Genomic DNA, 15365 nt, shown 5'->3' with positions numbered 1-15365 from the left:
CGCTGTCACACCCGCTCCCTAACGTGAGGGCGTGGGATACGGCGGCAAGATCGAGGAACAGCAACGTGCTCGTCGGTTGCGGGCCGAGTCGTGGACGCTCGCCGACATCGCCGCCGAGCTCGGTGTCGCGAAGTCTTCGGTGTCGCGCTGGGTGCGCGATGTGGATTTCGTCCCCAACCCGCGCCGCACCGCCCGCAACCGTCCGCCCAACAAGCTGCAGCGGGCCAAGGCGGCGGAGATCGAACGGTGCCGAGCGGAGGGCATGGCCCGGGTGGGCGCGCTCACCGACCGTGAGTTCCTCATGGCCGGCCTGGGTCTCTACGCCGGCGACGGCGCGAAGGGCGACAATGAGGTCGCGTTCGCCAACTCGAATCCGGATCTGGTGAGGTTCTTCTGTGCGTGGTTCCGTCGTTTCTTCGCAGTCGACGAAGCTCGCATGCGGGTCTCTCTGTACCTCCACGACGATCTCGATGTCGGTGCGGCCGAGCGATTCTGGGCCGAGCTGACGGGGATCCCGCGGCACCAGTTCTTCAAGACGTATCGCGCCACATCGCGAGCTACGGTTCGGCGCAATCGGCATGTCAACGGCTGCTGCCACGTCCGCTACGGATCGGTGGCTGCGATTCGGGAAATCAAGGGGATGATGGACGGACTTGTGCTGGTACCATCCTCCCCGATCCTTCCGGGGTAGCTCAGCTGGCAGAGCGTCGGACTGTTAATCCGCAGGTCGTGGGTTCGATCCCCACCCCCGGAGCAAGGAAGAACGGACCGCCCCATTGGGCGGTCCGCTTCGCGTTCGGCCCCGGGGCGGACGGTAGGGTCCCGCTGGGCTCGTAGCTCAGTGGTCAGAGCAGAGGACTCATAATCCTTCGGTCGCGGGTTCGATCCCCGCCGAGCCCACGACGGATCCGCGGAGATGACGTTCGTCACCGGACGAAGTGCCCGGTCGCCCCATCCAGGCGACCCCCTGTTCGTGCCGATGGAGGGGCATGGCTTCCAAGCGCGCGGACCTCGGCAACTGGGCCGACGCGAGTGCCGCCATCGGCCTCGATCATCCTGCAGTTCTCCGCGCGCCCGGTCTGCGGAAGCTGGCCGAGGAGGCGCATCGTCTGCACGAGCTTCGCCGTTCGGCACACAGCCGGATCGGGGAGCTCGATCAACTCCGGACCATGGCCCAGGACCAGCTCGACGCCGCGACGCTGGCCGGCCTCGTCGTGTTGCAGTCGATCCAACGGGAACTCGAGACACAGTCGCAGGCGATGGATGCGGCGATCAAGGGGCTCGCCCGATCACTGGAGCCCGAGGTCCAGGAGGCCGGCGTCGGCGGCGAGGCCCCCACACCCTCGATCGACGCGATCGTCGAACGGCATCAGCTCGAGGAGCAGTTCGACGGCCTTCTCGATCTCTTGACCATGCAGGGGCTCTACAACCCCCGGGGCCGCACGGTGCAGATCCATGGTCGTGGTGGCGGACTGGCCAAGGAGATGCCGACGTTCGACGAGGTGGCGAAGCGGGTGCTGACTCCCAACGTGTGCGGTTACCTCGCCGGCGCCGACCGCCTGCAACTCGTCCTCACCCCGCTGGCCGACACGCGCGTCATCAAGGGCATCGGCAAGATCATCGGCTTCAATGACTACACCGTGATCGGCTCCGACGACCGCAGCGAGATCTCGCGGTTCGTCGAGCAGGTGTCGACATCGAGCGGGCAGTCGGTCGTCGATCATCTTCTCGACGCGTCACCGCTACCGGGGCTGGCGGTGGCCGTCTATGCGGAGGATTTCGGCGAGGGTGACGGCATCGAGGGGTTGGGTCTGTCGCTCGAGGAGTCGACCGAGCGTGTGCGGGCGAGCGTCGTCGACGCGGCGGCCAAGGGCGTTGCGGGACGGCCGATGAGCCCGCCCGAGTACATGATGCTCCAGGCGTTGCGGCACCGGTCGGGCACCGCCCTGCTGGATGACAGCAAGGGCTCCGACCAGGGGACGGAGACGTGGTTTCCCGGTCACCGCTTCAGTAGATCCGCGGGAACCCTCGTCTCACGGCGGATGGCGCACAGCCTCCGGTTCCGACTCGACGAGGTGGGTCGGGGTGCGGAGAACCGCGGCCACCGGATGGTCTACGCGCCCGCAGCCTGACCGTTTCGTGCCGCGTGACCGATGACCCCGGCAGAGAGGTCGTGGCGGAGGCAACGGCAGCCGAAGATGGCGAAGTGACGTTTCGATCCCCCGCATTCCTGGCCCGTGTCGCGCGCGACGGCATCTCGCGCCATGGCGTCATCGCCGGCGCGCGCAAGCTCCGTGTCTCGCCGTTGCCCTCGGCCGCGGCCAGGCTCGGTTGGGTGCTCCCGGCGAGCGCGCTCATCGGCCTCGGCGTGGCGCTGCTCCTCGCCGCCGACCTGGGCCTTGCGCCCTTCGACGTCTGGCTCTCCGCCGTCGACCAGCGCACGCCGCTCAGCCACGGTCAGGCCGCGTGGGCGACCTCGGGCGCGTTCTTCGTCGTGGCGTCGGGCCTCGGCGTCCGGCCCACCTTCGTGGGCGTCGTCTTCGTGTTCGTCAACGGCATCTCGGTCGATCTCGCTCGCCAGCTGATCGTCACTCCCGACACGCTCGGTCTGCGCCTGATGATGGCCGCGTCCGGACTGTTCCTGTTGACCGCGGGAATCGCCCTGATCGTGCACACGGCGGCCACGGGCGGTTCCTTCGAGGCGATCATGGAGGCGGCCGAGCGCCGAGGCGTCCATTCCGGGCGCGTCAGGACCGGCCTCGAGGTGTCGGTGCTGATGGCCGGAATCCTCGCCGGCGGCCGGTTCGGAGTGATGACGATCGTGGTCGCGCTGAGTCTGGGGCCGCTGCTGGCCGCGACGATCCAGGCGTTGGCCGATCATCGAGCCGGGCGCGAGGCCCGGCTCGAGTCGGAGACGGCGCCCGTCTACTGAGCGGCGGCGAAGCCCTTGTCGAGATCGGCGATGATGTCGTCGATCGACTCGAGGCCCACCGACAGACGCACGAGGCCCGGGGCGACACCGGTCGACTCCTGCTCCTCGGGGGTCAGCTGCGAATGGGTGGTGGCCGCCGGCTGGATCACGAGCGACCGCACGTCGCCGATGTTGGCGAGGTGGCTGTGGAGTTCGAGCGCTTCGACGAACTTCTTGCCGGCCTCGAGACCACCCTTGATGGTGAACGCGGGCACGGATCCGTAGCCGATGCCCCCACCGAGCGAGGTGGCGATCTCGTGCCACGGCGAGGAGGGAAGACCGGCGTAGGCGACCGATTCGACCTGCTCGTGGGCGTCGAGGTACTCCGCCACCTTCTGTGCGTTGGCGAAGTGACGCTCCATGCGCAGGCTCAGCGTCTCGAGGCCCTGCAGCAACAGGAACGCGTTGAACGGCGAGATTGCCGGGCCGAGATCGCGCAACAGCTGCACGCGGGCCTTGATGATGTAGGACCCCTTGCCGAGGCCGGGCCAGTAGGCGAGGCCGTGGTAGCTCGGGTCGGGCTCGGTGAACATCGGGTGCTTGCCGGAGGCACCGAAATCGAACGTGCCGCCATCGACGATCGCGCCGGCGATCGCGGTGCCGTGACCGCCGATGAACTTCGTGGCGGAATGGACGACGATGTCGGCGCCGTGCTCGATCGGGCGGATGAGGAACGGGGTGGCGACGGTGTTGTCGACGATCAGCGGCACGCTGTGGCTGTGGGCGACATCGGCGATCTTGCGGATGTCGACGACATTGTTCTTCGGGTTGCCGATCGACTCGCAGTAGAAGGCCTTGGTGTTGTCCTTCACCGCCGCGTTCCACTCGGATTCGTCGTCGGGGTCGTTGACGAAGGTGCAGGTGATGCCCATCTTCGGAAGCGTGTGGTGCAGGAGGTTGTAGGTGCCGCCGTAGAGGGCGGCGGCGGCGACGATGTGGTCGCCCGACTCGGCGAGGTTGAGGATCGCCAGCATCTCGGCCGCCTGACCCGATGCCGTCATCAGCGCGCCGGGGATGCCGACGGCCGTGTCGGTGCCACCTTCGAGCGACTGGAGGCGGGCCTCGACCACGGCCTGGGTCGGGTTCATGATGCGGGTGTAGATGTTGCCGATCTCGGAGAGCGCGAAGAGGTTGGCGGCATGGTCGGCGTCGCGGAACGCGTAGGCGGTGGTCTGATAGATCGGGACGGCCCGTGCCCCGGTGGTGGGATCAGGCTCCTGGCCGGCATGGATCTGACGGGTTTCGAAACCCCATTGGTCGCTCATCGCTGTCCTCTTTCCGCGCTGTGTCTCGCTGTGACGTGCTCGATCGCACGGACAGCCTTCCATCTCGCTGCATGCTACGGCGATTCGACGCTGCGTTGTGGAGACGAGACCGGCGGCGTCAGACCCCGTTGAGGCCGGCGACGGCGGCCTCGACGTCGCCGATCTCGAAGAAGTCCACGGTGACGAAGGTGGCGGCGGTGCTGTGGAATGCCTCGCATGTCAGGGCGCGGTCCAGCAGGAAGGGGTTCCCGTTGACCTGGGCGGCGAGCGCCGGCGAGCCGAAGACCTCGGTCAGGAAATGGTTGAGGATGAACAGGTCGTTCGACGGCGTCCCGCGATTGTGGGCGCAGGAGAAGTCCTCGGGTGCCGCAGCCGAGAAGTGGGTCTCGAACGAGTGCGTCCAGACGTTCATCAGCCAGGGGTAGGCGGGGTCGACGGCTCGGTCCTGAAGGACGACGAGGCGATCGCCGGCGTCGATCATCTCGCCCAGCGACGGCCACGGGCCACCGCCGTGCACGTAGGTGTAGGGGGTGAGCCCGGCGGCGTCGAAAGCGGCGGCCGTGAGGTCGTGGCTGAGGTACGACTCGATGATCAGTGTGACAACGGCGCCCGGGTCGGTCTCGAGGAACTCGCGGATCTCACCGAGCCCTTCGACGAGGGTCTGTGAACCGAGTGCGCAGTAGGCGTGGCAGAGGTAGGCCGTGTCGGGGTCGACGCCGGGCACCTGGGGGCTCCCGACGCCATTGAGGTCACCGGCGCGATACGTGTCGAGCATGAGTCCGCGCACGCCGGCGGCGAGTTGGGTGGGTACGTCGTGGGTCTGGTTCGGGCCGAGCCATCCGTCGGCCGCGTTGGACATGGCGTTGTGGGTGGTGATGTTGCGGACGTCGTCGTAGGCGACGGCGCACAGCTCTCGATGACCGTTGCACCCGCTCGCCGGGATCGGTTCGATCTCGACGACGAACGTGGTGCCGTCGTCGGCGGCCACCAGGATCCCGTCGGGGCCGTCGAGGATGAGCGCGGTGTCGAGTTCGAACACGAACGGCGCCTCGGTGTCGACCATCGAGGGTTCGTTCGTCCCGCCCGGCCACACGCGGACCCGGCTCGGTGTCAGGTCGGTGGTGGTGACGGTGAGGCTGATCGTGCCGTTCGCTGCGCTCCACACCGCCGTCGACTCGATGGCGGGCACCGGCTCGCCGGGGAGCGGGACGGGCCAAACGCAGGCGCTCGCCATCAGACAGCCCACGAGAACGGGTACGAGGCGGCGGATCATCGCCCGTCCAGCGTGTTCACCAGCGTCTTCGGTGCAACGAGCCGGTAGGAGTCCGTGATGATCTCGCGCAGCTCAGCGAGATCGACGTCGACGTCGAGTCGCACGCCGACCCAACCGCGATGTCCGACATAGGGCGGCACGTAGAAGCGGTGCGGCTCCTGGGTCACGAGTTCGTGCTGCACACCGGGTGCGGCGCCGACCCAGATTCCGAAGATGCCGTCGCCGTGGTGGTCGTCGACGCACGACACGAAGACCTTCTTGTCGCGAATGAAGAACGTCGGCATGCCATGGCTCACCCGCTCGTTGGTCTCCGGGAGCGACAGTGCGATCGCCCTCACCTCGTCGAACTGGTCGGCCATCCGACGACGCTACCCCTGTACCCCGTGCCGCCGGTAGGGTTCGCCCATGAACGAGGGCGACATCATCGACGACTTCGAGCTCCTCGATCAGCACGGGGCGTCGGTGCGGCTCAGCAGCCTCGTCGCCGAAGGGCCGATCGTGCTGTTCTTCTACCCGAAGGCCATGACCCCCGGTTGAACGAAGGAAAGCTGCCATTTTCGCGACCTGCAGTCGGAGTTCTCGGAACTCGGAGCGCAGCGAGTGGGAATCAGCGCTGATCCGGTGGATCGGCAGAAGGAATTCGACGACAAGAACTCACTGGGCTTCCCGTTGCTGTCCGACCCGGACCGCGAGGTGGCGAAGGCGTTCGGTGTGAAGCGGATGGGCCCGCTGCCGTCGAAGCGGGCCACGTTCGTGATCGACACGGACCGGCGACTCGTGCGGGCCATCCGCAGTGAGACCAACATGCTCACCCACGCCGACGAGGCGCTCGAGGCCCTCCGGGCGCGCTGACGGGGCGAGCAAGAGGGTCAGATCTCGTCGAGCCAGGCAGGGGCGCGATCGAGCAGGAACTCGCCGACCTTCTGGCACCGGTCGAGCACGTCGCACAGCACCTCCTGGCCGAGATAGATCTGCGCGAGTGGGACCTCGACGCGGGCGACGATGCTGACGGCGCGTTCGGCAGCGTCGGTGACGGCGGCGAACGAGTCGACGGCGCTGACTTCGAGCGGAAGATCGGTGCCGCCGATGCCGGCGAGGTCGGTGGCGAGGACGAGTAGGTCAGGTCCGGCCGGCAGCGGCGGGAGCGCGAAGCTCAGGGTGACCGGGAGCTTGATGTCGTTCGACGGCTCGCCCATCTCGCCGACCTCTGTCACCTCGTCCTCGAAGTGGATCAGGGAGCGGGGGTCGACCTCGAGCGCGACGTGCATGTCGAGTGGGCCGTCGCAGGCACGGTCCGGATGGAGGTCGATCTCCCACGTCTGGCGGTTGGTGTAGGTCTCGATGAAGTGGCGTTCGTCGTGTACGTGGAAGCCGTGTTCGGCGACGTGGTCCTTGAGATCTGCGACGAAGCCCTGGAGGTCGATCACTGCCATTGCTCCAAGCCTGCCACGGAATTCGTCGGGAAACGACGCCCGAGTCCGTGCCGAGTGCCCGGCGGCGTGGTTCACTGCGCCGGTGACCGCTGACGAGATACTCGAGGTGCTGCACCGCGCCGCCGACCGCGTGGTCGCGGCTCTGGCCGTCGGCGTCGACTGGGGACCGTCCGGCCTTCGCTCCGGTCAGTACGCATCCGACCTGGTCGCCGACGCGGCGGTTCTCGAGGTCCTGGGCCAGGCCGGCATCAGGGTCCTCAGCGAGGAGAGCGGCCTGGGTGCGGGTCACGGTGACGACCTGGGGGCGTGGCCGGTCGCGGTGGTCGATCCGCTCGACGGTTCGACCAACGCGTCGATCGGCCTGCCCTGGTTCGCGACGAGCCTTTGTGTCGTCGATGCCGCGGGGCCGTTGGTTGCCGTGGTGCATGACCACGCATCGGGCGACCGATTCGAGGCGGTGCGGGGCGGGGGGGCGCGCCGCAACGGTCAGGCGCTGGCCCGGCGACCCGGAATCGCGATGGCCGATGCGATCGTTGCGGTCAACGGTGTGCCTCCGACCGATGCCGGCTGGGCGCAGTTCCGATGCATGGGCGCGACGGCGCTCGACCTGTGCGCGGTCGCCGACGGCCGCTTCGCCGCCTATGTCGATTTCGACGGCGGTCTCGGAGTGTGGGACTACCTGGGCGCGCTGCTGATCTGTGCCGAGGTCGGCGTGGAGATGGTCGATGCCGAAGGCAGGGAGTTGGTCGTCGTCGACCACCTCGCTCGGCGTTCGCCGATCGCGGCCCCGTCGGCGCTGTTGGGCGCGCTGGCGACCCTCCGGACCGGCGAGGCCCCGGCGAACTAGCCTCGGCGGGTGAACTCGGGACCGTCGGCCAGCCTCAAGCGAACGGCCTTCCGACTGTTCGGCGTGCTGCCGAAAGCGTTCCGGCGTTGGCTCATCCGCACCATCCGACCGTCGTGGACCGCCGGGTCCGTCGCCATCGTGGAACGCGACGACGGCCGATGGCTCTTCGTTCGTCCGATCTACCGCAAGGGCTGGGCGTTGCCGGGCGGGCTCGTCGACCGAGGCGAGGACCCGAGGACGACTGTGGTCCGCGAGATCCGCGAGGAGCTCGGCCTCACCGTCGAGATCGTGGGCGGCGGATGGGTCGTCGTCGACCCCGAACACCGGCGCATCGAGACGATCTTCCGGGTGGCACTCGCCGATGGCATCGACCCCGACGCGATCGAGATCACGACCGTTGAGCTGGCCGGACTCGGTTGGTTCCACCCGTCGGAGACTCCCGACCTCGAGGACGAGACACGCGAGGTGATGGCCCTCGCCCGCCAGGTCGCGGCCGGCGGATCGTCGCTGCGGTTCATGGCCGACGACGACAGCTGACAGCTGCGGAGTACGTTCGCGCGCCATGAGATCCGTTGCTGCCGCGTTCGTCGTCCTCACGCTGGGAGTGGGTCTGCTGGCGGCGAGCCCTGCCAACGCGACGTCGTCGGCGTCGGGATCGGTCGACGGCTACACGCCGGGTTCGTGTCTCGTCAACGCGGTGGGTTCGCACGGTTTCACCGATGTCGCTCCCGGCCGCTTCTATTCGAACGCCGTCGGTTGGGCCGCGCTCAACGAGATCACGACGGGGACCAGCGCCTCGAGCTTCTCGCCCGACGCTCTTGTGACCCGAGCCCAGTTCGCGACCTTCCTGTGGCGCATGGTGTGCGAACCCACGGCGAGCGGCGCGGCTCCGTTCCAAGATGTGGTCACGCCGTCGTTCTACGAGGCGGCGGTCGACTGGCTCTGGAGCGAGGGCCTCACGACCGGGCGGACGCCGACCGCCTATGCCCCCAACGGTTCGCTCACCCGGGCCGAATTCGCAACGTTCCTCTTCCGGTTGGCCGGCGAACCCGCGGGCGCGCCGACGAGCGGGTTCGGCGACGTGGTCGACGGTTCGTTCTACGAGGCCGCCGTCGACTGGCTCAAGTGGCGTGGTCTCACGACGGGAACGACGCCGACGACGTATGACCCCGACCGGTCGATCACGAGGGCGGAAGCGGTGACGTTCCTGTACCGCCTCAACCTGCTGGCCGACGGCATCATCGATCCCGCCGATCTGGATCTCGGATTCGACACCGTCCTGAGCGGCCTTTCGGTCCCGGTGGCCGCGGCCGTGCACCCGATCGACGGTTCGATGTACATCGCGGAGCAGGGAGGAACCCTGCTGCGGGTGCCCGGGAAGTCTGGGGTGCCCGACTGGGGTGCCGGCGCCTCGGTCGTGTGGTCGATACCGGGCGGCTACGACCTCACCGGTTGCAACGAGTGCGGTCTGCTCGGTGTTGCGGTGTCGCCCGATGGATCCCACATCTACCTGTCGTTCACTGCGACGGACCCGATTGCCGCGCAACGATCGGTGGTGCTCGAGTACTCGCTCTTCGGTGGTGCCCCGTTCGGCAGTCCCGACGAGCTGTTCGACGTCGACCAGCCGTTCAACAACCACAACGGAGGCCACATCGCCTTCGGCCCCGACGGCTACCTCTACGCCTCATTCGGGGACGGTGGCTCCGGCGGCGACCCATTGGAGAACGGTCAGAACATCAACACCCTGCTCGGGAAGATCCTCCGTGTCGATCCGTCGGGCGGACCCGGCTACTCGATCCCGCCGACGAATCCGTTCTTCGGTGCTATCCCCGGCTTCGACCAGATCTTCGCCGTCGGCGTTCGCAATCCGTGGAAGTTCTCGTTCGACACGGGCACGGGTGACCTGTGGGTGGCCGATGTCGGCCAGGACAATCGCGAAGAGATCACCCGGCTCGAAGCCGCACTCGGCGGAGGCCTCGGCGCCAACCTCGGTTGGGACACCTGGGAGGGGAGTCGGCAGCACGAGCCGGGTTCCCCCACGAGCGAAGCCCATGTCGGGCCCACCTACGAGTACACGACCAACGGGCCGGAGGGTGGTTCGGTCACCGGCGGGTTCGTGTATCGGGGCGACGACATCGTCGGCCTCAACGGTACGTATCTGTGGGCGGACTACAAGGACCCGGAGCTGCGGGGCGACAACGACGAGTTCAGCGGCGGCGCGATCTGGTTCGGCACCAACGTGCCGGGTGGTTCGGTGACGTCGTTCGTGCAGGATCTCGACGGCGAGGTCTACGCGATCTCCCATTCCGGGCGGATCTCGAAGATCATCGCCGTCGGCTGATCCCGGCGATCGGCGCCGTTTCAGGCTGGCTCGAATCGCAGTCGGGCCATGACCGGGTCGTGGTCGGACAGTGGTTCGCCATCGTCGCGGGTGAACGCGTCGGCGTCGTTGCGCCACTCGAGCGGCGTGATGTCGACGCCGTCGCCGGAGCGGAACAGCACCTTGTCGATCCGGTTGGGGTCGTCGCAGCCGAGTTCGGCGCAGACGTCGCTCAGGCCCGTGTCGGCGAGGAGGGACGCGAACTGGTCGGCATCGGGGTCGCGGTCGAGGTGGAGGTTGAAGTCACCGGCGACGACGACGGCGCGGCCAGCGGAGTTCTCGAGGATGTGGGCGGTCAGCTCAGCGACGTTGTCGGCTCGGATCTCGAAGTCGGCTCGTCCGGCATCGAGGTGGAGGTTGTAGATGTCGACCTCGATGCCGTCGGCGAGCGTGGTCGTCGCGACGGAGAACCCCTTGAGCGACAGGCAGTCGGCCGACGCCTCACCGCACGTCGTCCATCGGTGACGTTCGACGGGGGTGAACGGGAAGTCGCTGAACCGGTTGAGTCCGTCGCTGAGCGCCGCGGAGGGACGTTCGGGGTCGGTGCCGAGCGGCGCCGGGAGCGACTCGGACTCGAACTCGTGATCGGCCAGTTCGACCAAGATCTCGTGGTATGTCCGCTGGTCATCTGGGGTGTCGGCAGGTGTCAGCCACGATTCCTGCACGAGCACGATGTCGTAGTCGTTGAGCCGGGGCCCGATCAGCGGCGTGTTGGTCGCCGGTTCACTGCCCGACAGCAGGTCGGGGAGGCCGGCCACGTTGTAGGTGAGGAGCTCGATCTCGACGGCGGGCGGGGCGGTGGTGGTCGTCTCGTCCGGTGTCGTCCCGGTCGTCGTGGTCGCGACGGTCGTCGTCGAGGCGGCCGAGGTGGAGGTGGTCGGCGTCGCGTCGTCGGCGTCCGACGAGCAGGCGCCGACGAGGAGCACGAGGGCTGTGAGGGCCGCGAGACGTCTCATCGAGGGCTCAAGACCATCTGTGTGCACCGGAAGAGGGCCATCGTTCGCTCCGTTGTCTCGTTGGTCACCTCGACGTCCCAGACGTGGGTCTGCCGGCCGAGATGTGCTGCTGTCGCGACCCCGACCACCCGCTCGCCCACGCGGGCGCTCGAGAGGAAGTTGGCCTTGAGCTCCACGGTGGTGAAGCTGTGGCCTTCGGGGATGTGGTTGCCGCATCCCGCCGCGCACAGCGTGTCGGCCAACGAGATCACGGCGGGGGCGAACAGGAAGCCGGTGCCGGCGATCAGTGGCGCGGTCACGTCGATGTGGCCGACGACGCGCTCGTCGGTGGCCTCGTCGAACACCACGCCGTGGAGTCCGGGGGCGAGTGGCCCGAAGAAGGCATTGAGCTCGGCGACGTTCATGGCGGTGCAGTCTCGCCGATCAGCGAGGCTGGATCACGGCGAAGCTCGCCGTGGCACTGGCGACCAGTCGTCCTTCACCGTCGGTGGTGCGAGCTTCGAGGTGCACGACCCGACGGCCTGCGGTGATCACCTTCGCCTCGGCCGAGAGCGTCCCCTCGGTCGCGCCACGGTGGAAGCGGGTGTGGAACTCGATCGTCGCGCAGAACGATCCCTCCGGGATCACGCTCATCACGGCGCCGCCCATGGCGGTGTCCATCAGCGTGAAGGCCACGGCGCCGTGGGCCATCGCGTTGGGGTTCATGTGCCGCTCGTCGAGCTCGAGCGTCGCCACCGCGACGCCGTCGCGGCGCTCGATCGTGAAGCCGAGGAACTCCTCCAGCGGGAACGGCGTGTAGTCACTCATGGCGATGCACCCTACGCCCGGCCCGTGTGCTCGTCCCAAAGAGGTGGTGGATTCGCCGCCGGCCCCTTAGTTTCGAGGCTCCGGGCGCATAGCTCAGTTGGCTAGAGCGCTTCCCTTACAAGGAAGATGTCGGGGGTTCGAGTCCCTCTGCGCCCACTCGTCGTTGTCGAAACGACAACGGTTGCGTGAAGAACCCCTGGTCAGCGGCAGGGTCTGAGATTGCACACGTTGGTCTCGCCCGTCGCCTTCGGGTCTCGGCGCTCATGCACGTTCGAGGATGAGTTCGGCCACGAGGGGCCCGGTTTCCTGGACGAAGTGGCCGACTCCGGGTAGCAGGTCGAAGGTGGCGCCGAGGCGGTCGGCGAACTGTCGGCCCCATTCGGCGGTGAAGACATCGTCGGAGTCGCCGAAGATGACGTTGACGGGGCCGTCCCAGTCGGCGAGGGCGGCGTAGGCGGCGGCTTGGCGGTCGGCGCCGCCGGTCTCCGGCTCCGCGAACGGGAGCATCCAGGGCCAGCGTCGGGCGCCGGTCTTGGAGGCTTCGTCGGTGAACGGTGCGGCGTAGGCGGCGTGGAGTGTCGGTGCGTCGTCGACGCTCCACGGCGCCATCTGGAAGCCAACGACCCCGAAGTCGAAGCCGGGGGTCTGGCTGAGGGTGTTCCACTCGATGAGCCGGTCGGTGTAGTCGTAGCCGTCGTGGTGCAGCCATGTGTTCATCACGACGAGCCGCTGGAAGCGGTCGGGCAGGTCGACGGCGGTGATCAACCCGTTGGGTCCGCCCCAGTCCTGGCACAGCAGGGTGATCTGCCTGAGGTCGAGCTCCTCGATGACGTGCTGGAGGGTGGCGACGTGGGCGTCGAGGGTGTACCAGTCGTCCTCGATGACCTTGTCGCTCTTGCCGAAGCCGATGTGGTCGGGGGCGATGCAGCGGTAGCCGGCGCCGGCCAGGGTCGGGATGACGTTGCGGTAGAGGTAGCTCCAGGTCGGTTCGCCGTGCAGGAGCAGGGCGACGCCGGCGTCGCCGGGGCCTTCGTCGAGGTAGTGGAGCCGGAGGCCTTCGGCGGTCTGGAGGTAGTGCGGCTCGTAGTCGAAACCGACCAGCCCTTCGAACCGCTCGTCGGGTGTGCGGACGAACTCGGGCACGGGTGAGACCTCCGTGGTGGTGGGTGGTGACGTGGTCGGCGGTGATGTGGTCGTGCTCGGCGGTGATGCGCTGGTGGTCGTCGGCGCAGCGTCGGGTGTCGTGTCGTCGCTGCAGCCGACGAGCGCCGCTGCTCCGGCGAGTCCGCCCAGCTCGAGGAGCCGGCGTCGGGTCAGGCGCCCGCTATCGGCGCCGGTCACGGTTCCCGCCCGAGGGGTTCGACGTTCACGCCGTCGAGGACGAGCCGGTAGTGATCGGCGAGGGCGTCGTCGCGGGCGGCGGTGAGGTCGCCGAGGTCAGGGCCGGTCAGGAGCGCGTCGAGATCGGCCTGGTCGGCGAACCACCAGAGGTGGGCTTCGTCCCACTCCCGGCCGTCGCCGATCATCGTGCCCTGCACGTCGTACGAGCCGAGGGCGATGCCCCCGGCGCCTGTCGCTGACGCGGCGAGGCCGTCGAGGTAGTCGGTCAGGGGATCGGGCCGGTCAGCGGTGCCGGTGCCGTCGTGGGAGAAGAGTTCGAACAGCACCACCGGGTCGTCGGCCGGTGGCAGTTCAGTGCGCAACGGGGCGTCGCCGATTCGGAGCGACGGCATGACGGTCGTAACTGCGACGCCGGCATCCTTGTGCTCGACGCCTTCCTGGAAGGCCGGGTTCTGGGTCATCGCGAGGAACTCCCGGTAGCTCGGGTACCGGGCGATGGCGACCTGGTCCCAGGCGGGGGTGGTCGGGGCGGCCGGGTCGGGGACGACTCGTCCTTGCAGGGCCGGTCGCATGCCGGCTCCGATGAGCACCTGGACGCCGGTCTTTCCGTAGATGTTGTTGGCCTCCTCGCCGGTGAGGTCGGTTTCGCGTCCGTCGGCGTAGACGGCCTGGTCGCGGAACTCGATCAGGTTGATCATGAAGAACGGACCGTCGTATCCCGACTGGAGCAGGCTCGGCAGGAGGTCGGCATCGAGCTGACCGAAGCTCGGCCCGTTCGCTGCAGTGTCCGCCGTCGTGGAGGTGGTGGTCGCCGGTGTGACCGTTGTCGTCGGCGGCACGGTGGTGGAGGTGGTCGTCTCGATTGACTCGGTGGTCGAGGGTGCCGGGTCGGGATCGGCGACGGCGTCGGCGGTGGTGTCGACAGCGTCGGCACCGCAGGCGGTGGCCAGCACGGCGATGGCGACGAGGATTGCGAGGGCTCTGGGCATGGCGTTACTCCTGGGGTTCCGCGCCGCTGCCCGCGTACGGGATCTGGGAGAGGTCTGGGTAGGTGATCATCGAGTAGTTGTTCTGGAGGGCGGCGTAGCGGTGGTAGCGGCCGTCTTGGCGGGTGTTGTCGTCGAGCAGTGCCTGGAAGCCGGCTCTGCTGGACATGTGCACCATCAAGATCTGGTCGAAGGTGCGATCGTCGCCGGACAGGACTCCTTGGACCTCCAGCACGGCGGTCGGGTAGTGACCCAGTTGGGCCGAGGGTCCGGTGCCGCCGGCTTGGTACGTCTCCCAGGCCTCTCGCCCGGTCCGCTCCGGCTCGTTTGCGCCGGGTTCGTACTGGGCGATGTCGTGGAAGTCCATCAGATGGATCAGATCGAATGACGGGTCCTCGGCCGTGGGTGGAAAGGCGGCCTCGGACTGGTCCGGATCGTTGGGCGGTGGGATGGGGAGGGGCTCCGCCACGATCGAGACGCTCCTGTCGGCACCGGCCGTCTTGTTGATGGCGCTGGCCTGGTAGTCCGGGTGCGTGATCATCGTGAGGAGGGCGACCGGGCACGGGTACTCGACGATGGTGATCGACTCCCAGACGATGTCGTCGCCGTCGATCTGGTTGTCGACGTCGGCCTCGTACACGGTTCGGGCGCCGATGGCGGTGAGGAGCTCGGCGGGGTCGTGCAACTCGGCCGCGTCCCGGCCGGTGAGATCGCTGTCGCGGCTGTCGGGGTATTCGGCGGACTCCCGGTACGAGGTCGCGGTGAACAGGTAGATCGGGCCGTCGGTCGGTGCGGCGGCCATCCGCTCGATCTCGTCAGCGTTGAACTCTCCGGCGGAGAGGGCCGCGTCGGCGGCTGGTGACTCGAGCAGGGTCGTCATGTTGGCGGGGTCGTCGCACAACGCATCGGAGAGCGGGAACGCTTCCGACTCCACGGGTGCTTGCGTTGTGGTCGGTGCGGTGGTCGACGGCGGTTCGGTCGTCGACGGCGTTGCGGGCTCGTCTGCGACGACATCGGCGGCGGGGGAGTCGCTGTCGGCATCGTCGCCGCAGGCGGTGGCGGTCAGCGTGAGGGCGAGGACGACGGCAAGGAGTCGGGGCATGGCG

The 15365-nt window shown here is 68.1% G+C and carries 17 protein-coding genes and 3 tRNA genes; 10 read left to right on the top strand and 10 right to left on the bottom strand.

The features are described 5' to 3' along the window. The first annotated feature begins 31 nt into the window (after window positions 1–31). The 5 genes from R2707_05645 to R2707_05625 all read left to right on the top strand — a co-directional run bounded on the left by R2707_05645 (window position 32) and on the right by R2707_05625 (window position 2932). On the top strand, window positions 32–691 hold the full coding sequence (locus R2707_05645) for a hypothetical protein (protein MEZ5244561.1): 660 nt from the start codon (window positions 32–34) through the stop codon (window positions 689–691). After that, window positions 682–754 (top strand) — tRNA-Asn (locus R2707_05640). The genes R2707_05645 and R2707_05640 overlap by 10 nt, the downstream gene beginning before the upstream one ends. Before the next feature lie 73 nt (window positions 755–827). Further along, window positions 828–900 (top strand) — tRNA-Ile (locus R2707_05635). 89 nt (window positions 901–989) lie between these two features. Next, window positions 990–2132: a hypothetical protein gene (locus tag R2707_05630; protein MEZ5244560.1), complete on the top strand. Its 1143-nt coding sequence runs from the start codon at window positions 990–992 to the stop codon at window positions 2130–2132. A gap of 14 nt (window positions 2133–2146) precedes the next feature. Next, on the top strand, window positions 2147–2932 hold the full coding sequence (locus R2707_05625; GenBank protein ID MEZ5244559.1) for a hypothetical protein: 786 nt from the start codon (window positions 2147–2149) through the stop codon (window positions 2930–2932). On the opposite strand, the gene R2707_05620 is transcribed toward R2707_05625, so the two are convergent. From R2707_05620 to R2707_05610, 3 genes are all read right to left on the bottom strand, one after another. Beyond that, the gene (locus tag R2707_05620) at window positions 2926–4236 is read right to left on the bottom strand and encodes a bifunctional o-acetylhomoserine/o-acetylserine sulfhydrylase (protein MEZ5244558.1); all 1311 of its coding nucleotides are present in this window, start codon (window positions 4234–4236) and stop codon (window positions 2926–2928) included. The two genes, R2707_05625 and R2707_05620, sit on opposite strands and share 7 nt — an antisense overlap. A 118-nt stretch (window positions 4237–4354) precedes the next feature. Next, window positions 4355–5509: a hypothetical protein gene (locus tag R2707_05615; GenBank protein ID MEZ5244557.1), complete on the bottom strand. Its 1155-nt coding sequence runs from the start codon at window positions 5507–5509 to the stop codon at window positions 4355–4357. Next, window positions 5506–5868 (bottom strand): MmcQ/YjbR family DNA-binding protein, encoded by a 363-nt coding sequence (locus tag R2707_05610; GenBank protein MEZ5244556.1) that lies wholly within the window; start codon window positions 5866–5868, stop codon window positions 5506–5508. The genes R2707_05615 and R2707_05610 overlap by 4 nt, the downstream gene beginning before the upstream one ends. Window positions 5869–5914: 46 nt before the next feature. Here R2707_05610 and R2707_05605 point away from each other — a divergent pair, with 46 nt between their 5' ends. After that, window positions 5915–6361 (top strand): peroxiredoxin, encoded by a 447-nt coding sequence (locus R2707_05605; protein MEZ5244555.1) that lies wholly within the window; start codon window positions 5915–5917, stop codon window positions 6359–6361. A 17-nt stretch (window positions 6362–6378) separates the two neighbouring features. On the opposite strand, the gene R2707_05600 is transcribed toward R2707_05605, so the two are convergent. Then, complete coding sequence (locus R2707_05600) at window positions 6379–6942, bottom strand: hypothetical protein (protein ID MEZ5244554.1); 564 nt, start codon at window positions 6940–6942, stop codon at window positions 6379–6381. 82 nt (window positions 6943–7024) lie between these two features. On the opposite strand from R2707_05600, the gene R2707_05595 reads away from it, so the two are divergent. From R2707_05595 to R2707_05585, 3 genes are read left to right on the top strand one after another with little or no spacing between them, the layout of a single operon-like run. After that, entirely contained in the window at window positions 7025–7789 is a 765-nt protein-coding gene (locus R2707_05595; protein MEZ5244553.1) for an inositol monophosphatase, read from the top strand. Between the two features lie 9 nt (window positions 7790–7798). Continuing rightward, window positions 7799–8326 (top strand): NUDIX domain-containing protein, encoded by a 528-nt coding sequence (locus R2707_05590; GenBank protein ID MEZ5244552.1) that lies wholly within the window; start codon window positions 7799–7801, stop codon window positions 8324–8326. Between the two features lie 25 nt (window positions 8327–8351). After that, complete coding sequence (locus tag R2707_05585; GenBank protein MEZ5244551.1) at window positions 8352–10130, top strand: PQQ-dependent sugar dehydrogenase; 1779 nt, start codon at window positions 8352–8354, stop codon at window positions 10128–10130. 20 nt (window positions 10131–10150) lie between these two features. Here R2707_05585 and R2707_05580 read toward each other — a convergent pair whose 3' ends face one another. From R2707_05580 to R2707_05570, 3 genes are read right to left on the bottom strand one after another with little or no spacing between them, the layout of a single operon-like run. Further along, complete coding sequence (locus R2707_05580) at window positions 10151–11125, bottom strand: hypothetical protein (protein ID MEZ5244550.1); 975 nt, start codon at window positions 11123–11125, stop codon at window positions 10151–10153. Continuing rightward, window positions 11122–11529, bottom strand: a complete 408-nt coding sequence (locus R2707_05575; protein ID MEZ5244549.1) for a PaaI family thioesterase — start codon at window positions 11527–11529, stop codon at window positions 11122–11124. Before R2707_05575 ends, R2707_05580 begins: the two co-directional genes overlap by 4 nt. 19 nt (window positions 11530–11548) lie before the next feature. Then, the gene (locus R2707_05570) at window positions 11549–11932 is read right to left on the bottom strand and encodes a PaaI family thioesterase (GenBank protein ID MEZ5244548.1); all 384 of its coding nucleotides are present in this window, start codon (window positions 11930–11932) and stop codon (window positions 11549–11551) included. Window positions 11933–12014: 82 nt separating this feature from the next. On the opposite strand from R2707_05570, the gene R2707_05565 reads away from it, so the two are divergent. Continuing rightward, window positions 12015–12088 (top strand) — tRNA-Val (locus R2707_05565). Between the two features lie 105 nt (window positions 12089–12193). Here the strand turns inward: R2707_05565 and R2707_05560 are convergent. The 3 genes from R2707_05560 to R2707_05550 are packed head-to-tail and all read right to left on the bottom strand — an operon-like array spanning window position 12194 to window position 15361. After that, window positions 12194–13273, bottom strand: a complete 1080-nt coding sequence (locus R2707_05560) for an alpha/beta fold hydrolase (GenBank protein MEZ5244547.1) — start codon at window positions 13271–13273, stop codon at window positions 12194–12196. After that, window positions 13270–14262 (bottom strand): hypothetical protein, encoded by a 993-nt coding sequence (locus tag R2707_05555; protein ID MEZ5244546.1) that lies wholly within the window; start codon window positions 14260–14262, stop codon window positions 13270–13272. The genes R2707_05560 and R2707_05555 overlap by 4 nt, the downstream gene beginning before the upstream one ends. A gap of 4 nt (window positions 14263–14266) precedes the next feature. After that, window positions 14267–15361 carry a hypothetical protein gene (locus R2707_05550; GenBank protein MEZ5244545.1) on the bottom strand — a complete coding sequence of 365 codons (1095 nt, stop codon included), beginning with the start codon at window positions 15359–15361 and terminating at the stop codon, window positions 14267–14269. Window positions 15362–15365 lie beyond the last annotated feature (4 nt).

This window comes from Acidimicrobiales bacterium, assembly GCA_041394245.1.
Taxonomy (GTDB): Bacteria; Actinomycetota; Acidimicrobiia; order Acidimicrobiales; family Aldehydirespiratoraceae; genus JAJRXC01.
The sequence above is the reverse complement of the archived record's forward strand: the minus strand, read 5'-3'. Positions and strand labels throughout refer to the sequence as shown.